Below are 7644 nucleotides of genomic sequence, written 5' to 3' on the forward strand. Positions count from 1 at the left end.
GATCAAATCAGTGTTCTGTACCTCGCCGTTACCATCTATATCAGCGTTGTCGTAACCATTAATTCCACGGAGTATCTCAACCTCTAGCCTATCTGTATTCTGTACCTGCCCATCACCATTGAAATCGCCGCTGTATAAGGCATATAGGCCATTACCCAAATCATTAATTGCGTTGGTACCCCCAAAAACGTCATTACTATCCGTTGTAAAATTCAAAAATGTAGTACCTCCAGATAAATTAATGGGATTTGCTGTCATTATACCTAAATGATTGCGATGGCTTATAACCACAAAATAGTTTCCTGTTGGTAAATTGATATCTAAAAGAGATATACCATCAATATCCACAATATCACCATCACGTTGCAATAGCGCTGATTGTGATAAGACCACCATAGTATTATCATTACTATCCCGAAGTTCAATCCATATCCAATCTACAATAGCATTTGATCCGGTAACATCGAAGACAGTAGCGTTGCATGAAATGGCATCCTCATAAGGACTTGTGGTTGGTATTAATCCATTAACTCTGAGATCATCGCGCATTAAGTTTTCTTCACCTAAAACTGGATTGGTAAAAGGACCTTGTAAAAAAACAACTGGGTCTATTCTAATTTTGAGGGTAGCATTTATAAAACCCTCTGAAAGGATAAGATTAGCGTTACTGCGTTCTGCTATAGCAACTTCACCAATTGTGTGTATTAGTTCTATCCCACCTGCAGTGGTAGAACTACCCCCTGAGTCAATACTAAACTTTTCAATGCTCTGGGAGTGTCCTGCAAAAAATACAGATATAGCTAAAATAATAGTCTTTTGAATTTTCATTTTTCTGTTGTATTTAAAAGCGCTTCGATCTTAGTTAGTCTCTTCTCCATATTTGATTGTTGATCTTTAGTAATTGACAATTCAGATGTGAGTGAATTTATTTCATACTTTTGACCTTCAATAATAAGTTGCTGTTCTTGTATAGCTTTAGTCAGTATGGCAATAAAATCATTGTAACGAATGCTCATTAAACCATTTTCATCTTTATGAATTAATCCAGAGTCTTCATAGCCTAGCTCCTTTAGTAATTTCTCAACATCTTGAGCTATAAATCCAGTTTCCTTGGTCTTTAGCTCATTGTTTTTTCTAACATAATCAACAGGCTCTAGATTATTTACCATGTTTAGACCATAAGGTAATTCCCTTATCTCTTCTTTCCACCTTCTATCTGATGTTATTGTCCATCCAACCTGTACTCCAGCATACGTAACATTTGTATTTCCAATTCGTACTTGGTTATTTCCTGCTCCATTTGGAACTTGAGCTCCTGTGCCTATCACGGTATTGTTACTTCCTGTAGTAATTCCAGTGCCAGAGTTAGAACCAATAGCAATATTTGAACCTCCGGTAGTGTTACCGTTCATGGCACTGACCCCAAGGGCAGTATTATCATTTCCAGTTGTGTTTTGTGAAAGAGCATTTAAACCAAATGCTGAATTGGAAAAGCCTGTAGTATTATTTCTTAGAGAAATGTTCCCAACAGCAACATTATTAAATCCTGTACTATTACTAAACATGGTTTCATTGCCAATTGCTGTATTTGCATTACCCTCGGTATTATTGAATAAAGCGGCATCGCCAATGGCTTGATTAACAGAACCTATGGTATTACTATTTAGACTTGTGTAACCTATAGCGATATTCTCTTCACCTGAAATGTTAGCAGACATACTAAATGCACCAACTGCAACATTTCTTATACCCGTGGTATTATTAAATAAAGCCTGTTGCCCGATAGCATTATTATACTGCCCTGTAGTGTTATTGGACAATGAAAAGTTACCTATACCAATATTTACATTTGTACCATCATCATTAGTTCCGGAGTTATTTCCAAGGAAATATGAGGATCCATCTGACTGTGCATCGGATAACTCATTAAAGCTTGTTGCACCGCCAACAATCTGATCCTGCCATGTAAGTGTTCCATTGCCATCGGTTTGTAGAATTTGATTGGCTGTACCATCTGTTGATGGGAAGGCAAAACCAGTATTTGCAGGATTACCTATTTGCAAGGTCCCATTAGCCCGCAAAATATTAGTATCAAATTCCCCGTAAATTAAAGGGTTGTCAGTCTCTGCAATTGAACTTTCAATATAAAGCTTGTTACTACCAGTTTCGTTGGATCCGGCATAATTCCCAATAAATACATTTTCGCTACCATCATTAAAAACACCAGCATAGTAGCCAACTGCTGTATTTAAACTTCCAGTAGTGTTACCGTCAAGTGATAATGCCCCAATAGCAGTATTTCCACTGCCATTATTTAATCGAAGTGCTTGTCGGCCCAAAGCGCTATTAAAACTGCCATTTATCATATTATTCATTACACTGCTACCTAAACCTGTATTATTAGATCCTGTTTCATTCAATACTAAAGCAAAGTGGCCAATACCAACATTAAATCTTCCACTTGTATTTGAGGCTAATGAATTTTGTCCAATACCTGTATTTTGACCTATTGTACTGGTATCGTTCTGACCGCTTTGAGTCCCAAAATAATACGAACTCCCAATAACTCTTACATCAGACAATTCATCTAAGGAATTTGCACCACTTGGATTCTGATCCTGCCATGTAAGAACCCCATTGCCATCAGTCTGCAGAATTTGATTGGCTGTACCATCTATTGATGGGAAGGCGAATCCTGTATCTGTGGGATTACCTATTTGTAAGGTCCCATTAGCTCGTAAAATATTAGTATCAAATTCTCCGTAAATTAAGGGGTTGTCTGTCTGTGTAATTGAACTTTCAATGTAAAGCTTGTTGCTGCCAGTTTCGTTGAATCCAGCGTAATTCCCAATAAATACATTTCCACTACCAATTAAATTTGAAAAACCAGAATTGGAACCAACAGCAGTATTTAAAATCCCAGAAGTGTTATTGTTAAGGGAAAATGCGCCGACCGCAGTATTTCTATTACCGTTATTTAATCGAAGTGCTTGTACACCTAAAGCACTATTTTGATTACCATTTATTATACTTCCCAGTACGCCATCGCCTACACCTACATTTTCTAAACCTGTTTCATTCAATGCTAAAGCAGCATGGCCAATACCAACATTAAATCTTCCACTTGTATTCGAGGTTAATGCATCTAACCCAATACCTATATTTTGACCTATTGTACTAGTATCGTTCTGACCGCTTTGAGACCCAAAATAATATGAATTTCCTGAGACTCTTACATCAGACAATTCATCCAAGGAATTTGCACCACTGAGATTCTGATTCTGCCATGTAAGAACTCCATTGCCATTAGTCTGTAGAATTTGATTGGCTGCACCATCTGTTGATGGGAAGGCAAAACCTGTATCTTCGGGATTACCTATTTGAAAAGTTCCATTAACTCGTAAAATATTATTGTTGAACTCACCATAAATAAGAGGGTTATCTGAACTTAAAGAGGACGTTTCTATATAAAGTTTATGACTTCCTAATTCATTATAACCAGCTTCATATCCTAAAAACAAATTCCCAATGCCTTCACTATTATTATATCCCGCACGATAACCGAGAGCCGTATTATTAATACCAGTAGTATTTAAGGCCAGTGCAACTTGACCAACAGCAACATTATTACTACCAGATATATTATTTAATAAGGTTCCTCCTCCAATAGAAACGTTACTCATTCCATCAATATTAGATTCAAGCGAGCCTCTACCGATAGCGGTATTACCCGAGCCAGTAGTATTACTTGATAAGGAAAAATATCCTAATGCGGTATTTTGGTTTCCTGTGGTATTCTGTAACAATGAAGAATTACCAATTCCTGTATTACTAGCGTTAATTGTTTCAACATTATTGTCGCCAGAACCTATCCCAATGAACAAAGAAGATCCATTTGTGTCTTGTTTAGCATCGCTCAAATCATCTACAGCAATTGTTTCCTTTTGTACGGAATTTGCACTTAAGGCATAAGGCACAGCATTAAAAGCTGTGGTCCCCATATCTATTAGTCCACTGCCCGTATCGATTTGCACATTTAAGAAATGGTCCTCAGAGCCCCAATCAATATTAGCAAAGTTTCCACTATCGACAGTTCCATTTCCAATACTCAAGATTACTATTCCGTTAGAATCTGTGAAAGCATTATGGGTCTCTTGAAATACATTAGTTAATGTGGGCCCACTTAATATTTGAAACTGAATAAAAATGTTTTGGTTGGCAACTACATTACCTAAATTGTCTTTAATCAAGGCTTTATAGTTTATTGAGTTACTTTGCGCGTTAATTGATATACCAGAAAACAAGAATAAAGAAAGAAGGAGTAATCTTTTCATAATGAGGGAATTAAAAAATAATTATATAGAATCTCTATTTTAAGAAATTCTTTAGAAAGCTAAGAAAATAAGTATTGTAATGAAATACGTATAAATGCTAATTAATACGTAGGTCTACGTATTTTCTTTAAAAAGATGCAATAATTTCTTTGTTTTCATTTACCCAAGATGCAAGCGCATCACGACTACTTGGAAGCTGTAGTTTGGTAATTATGTTAGCCCTATGTTTCTCTACCGTACGAGGTGATATGGATAGTTGTTCCCCTATTTTTTTGGAGTTGAGGCCTTGTGCTAACAATCGTACTATGGTACGTTCTGATGGTGTAAGAAATTTTATTTTATTTAATTCTTGAGATAGATCTATATCCATGAGGTTTGAGAAAACAGAGCTAAAATAGGTATCACCCTTATAAACATTCTGTATGCATCTATGAACTTCTATGAAAGGTTCATCCTTCATAATATAGCCTTTAATGTTTAATTTATTGGCCTGAAATATAAACCCTCGTTCTTTATGGGATGTAAGTATTATAATTTTAGTAGAGATGTTTTTTTCTCGACATTTTTTTATGACCTCAAAACCGTTTAAAAGAGGCATCTCAATATCTAATATGGCTATCATTGGCTTTAGAGAGATAATTTTCTCTAAAGCCATTGCTCCATTAGAAACCGATGCCAATACAACGTAATTAAAATCTTTCAACTCTTCTACCAATCCTTTTAATAACATTGGATGATCATCAGCAACAACGAGTGTAATTTGCTTTGTCATAAGATTGGTATTTTAGCTTTTATTAATGTTCCGGCTCCAGGTCTGCTATTAATTTGAAAAGTACCCTTAAGTATGGCTATTCGCTCTGCCATAGTCTTTAAGCCCAAACTATTCTTTAGTTTATAATTCACATTCCCAAAACCCTTACCATTATCTTTAATCAATACTTTAATCTTATCATTATTTACAGAAATATTGAGAATAACCGTTTTAGCATTGGAGTGTTTAACAACATTATTTATTGCCTCTTGAATAAATCTATAAAAATTCAAGGACTCTTCTTCATTTAGATATCCATTGATGTTGTCTACCTCTACTGAAAAGAACGCATCGTTTTCCTCGTCCAAATCATACAAGAGCTGTTCAATACTTTCTGATAAGCCTAGTTGTTTTAGATTAGCCGGATAAAGTCCTTTCGAAATAGTTCGAACCTCCTCCAAGACTTCTTGTGCTAAAATAGTTAAATCGTCAAAATTATTGTTTGATGCTTTTCTCTTTATTAATGTCAATTGCTGTCCTACACTATCATGTAAATCTCTAGCTAATCTGGTTTTTTCCTCTTCTTGAGCCTGAATTAATTTCCTAGAATAATCCTCGTTCATTTGCTGTTTCTGTATAGCAGAATTTCTTGAACGTATTAAAACAACAAAGCTAAAAAGACCTATTAAGCCTATACTTCCAAATACCAAAATAAGATTCTTATTTCTATTTTTAGAATTTAATAATTGAATGCTCATATTTTGGGCTTCTAACTGAGAATTTTTTTTATCCACTTCATATAAAACACTAGCAATTCTGGCAGTCTGTTTTATCTTTGTTGAGGCAATTGAATCTTCAAGTTTTTCTCTTTGCTCTGATAGGCTTTCACCTTCATCTATGTAACCTAATGCGAGAAGACATTTGGATTTCCATTTCCAATTTTCCAACCGCAGTTGATTATCTGATCCCATTAAAAACTTGCTCTCACCTAAATTTAAATTTTTTAATGCATTGGAGTATTCCTTTTTCAAATAAAACAATCTACCCAATTTGTTATAAGCTTGTATTTCGGTTGTTCTTTCTCTTTGTTCTATAGCAGTCCTTAATTCGGCCTGAACATCTCGAATAATTTGATCATATTGTTTGGTATGAATATCTAGTAATGAAATATTAGTTTTTATAACATTTTTGAAGTGATCTTTATAACTCCGAGTACCAAATCCTTCTTTTGTGGCATTGGCATTTTCTAAAATTTTTAATGCGTTGTTAAAGTATACCTTAGCACTATCCTTATTCTGGCATTTGGAAAAGGATAACCCTATGTTATTCGATATACTTGCAGCGGCAAATGGTCTCTCTTCATCTTTAAGTTTTTTAAGACTTTTTTTAAAATAGATTATTGATTCCCTATAATCTTTTAAATTATAATATGCCAGTGCTATATGATTAAATTCTTCATGTGCATGGGAATCTTTTAGCTTTAATTTTCGGCCAACTTCAAATTGAATTGGTGCCAATTCAATATAACGCTTAATGAATCCAGTATCTTTATAGACTTCTCCTAGTTTTAAATAAACAAAGTGTTTATCTTGTAATGTCGCAAAATTATCAGACTTAACCATTTCATTAGCTAAAGTGGTGAAGGATTCAATATCTCGTGCATAACAATAGTAATCAATCAAAAAACGACGAGCGGAAGCCAATTGAGACTCAGTTCCATTTTTTAAAGCCCAATCAATCGCATCAGTGGCATAACTTAAAAATCTTTCAGGCATTCCATTCTCCTCAATTTCAGGACTAATTGGAAAAGGTCTAAACTCTTTGGCCAATTGCATGATTAAATTAAATCTTTCTTTTGCATCTACCAGTGGGCTATTTATTTTATCCTCTAAACTACTTGTTTGATTCAATTGAGAGTGGACAATTGATGTTTGAAAAAATAGAATTACAATAAAACAATAGATTTTTGATTTGAAGCGAATAAAGATATTGTTTGTTAGGTCCACGAAAGCTATTTTTTTTAAAAATATGAATTTTACCTTATTGATATTGAATTATATGTTCATTATTAGAAAATGGTGATTATGTATGATAAAATCTTTTATGTTTAATTTAAAAATAAAGATTTCATTTTGCTTTAATTGGGGTATAAAATAAAAAGGTTAAATATTTTAAATAACGTTTAGACAGAAAGTAACCTGAAATTAAAATTATAATAGGTATATTAAATATTTTTTAAAATTATTTAATTTTGGTAACTAAGAATTGATGTTTCATCATTGCTTCACCTAGAAATCAAGGGAATCTGGAAAATAAGGTAAATAAAGGCTTTAGCGATTTGGGTTTAATTCATTATAAAGATAACATAAGGCCATGTCCGCAATGACATGGCCTTTTTTGTTTTTAGTGCGAAAAAATGATTATTATTTCTTGATGATTTTTCTTATCAATTGTCCTTTAGGGTTTTCCAGTCTCAAGAAGTAAACTCCTGCTTGATAATTTTCAACATCTATCAGATTGGTTCCCATTTCTATTCTGCCCTGTTGAATTAGTTTTCCA

General features: G+C 34.0%; 5 protein-coding genes. All 5 read right to left on the bottom strand.

Annotation, left to right across the window (positions count from 1 at the left end; translation table 11 throughout):
• Positions 1-828: hemagglutinin protein (locus tag ACFQ1K_RS09980; RefSeq protein ID WP_386134149.1), on the bottom strand; the 828-nt coding region annotated here is incomplete at its 3' end.
• On the bottom strand, positions 825-4334 hold the full coding sequence (locus ACFQ1K_RS09985) for a tail fiber domain-containing protein (protein WP_320556843.1): 3510 nt from the start codon (positions 4332-4334) through the stop codon (positions 825-827). The genes ACFQ1K_RS09980 and ACFQ1K_RS09985, both read right to left, overlap by 4 nt.
• Positions 4335-4461: 127 nt before the next feature.
• Positions 4462-5106, bottom strand: a complete 645-nt coding sequence (locus tag ACFQ1K_RS09990) for a response regulator transcription factor (protein WP_320556842.1) — start codon at positions 5104-5106, stop codon at positions 4462-4464.
• Positions 5103-6995 (bottom strand): tetratricopeptide repeat-containing sensor histidine kinase, encoded by a 1893-nt coding sequence (locus ACFQ1K_RS09995; protein ID WP_320556841.1) that lies wholly within the window; start codon positions 6993-6995, stop codon positions 5103-5105. The genes ACFQ1K_RS09990 and ACFQ1K_RS09995 overlap by 4 nt, the downstream gene beginning before the upstream one ends.
• Before the next feature lie 513 nt (positions 6996-7508).
• Positions 7509-7634 carry a T9SS type A sorting domain-containing protein gene (locus ACFQ1K_RS10000; RefSeq protein ID WP_386134151.1) on the bottom strand — a complete coding sequence of 42 codons (126 nt, stop codon included), beginning with the start codon at positions 7632-7634 and terminating at the stop codon, positions 7509-7511.
• Positions 7635-7644 lie beyond the last annotated feature (10 nt).

Origin of the sequence: Winogradskyella aquimaris (assembly GCF_042676105.1) — a bacterium.
GTDB classification, from domain to species: domain Bacteria; phylum Bacteroidota; class Bacteroidia; order Flavobacteriales; family Flavobacteriaceae; genus Winogradskyella; species Winogradskyella aquimaris.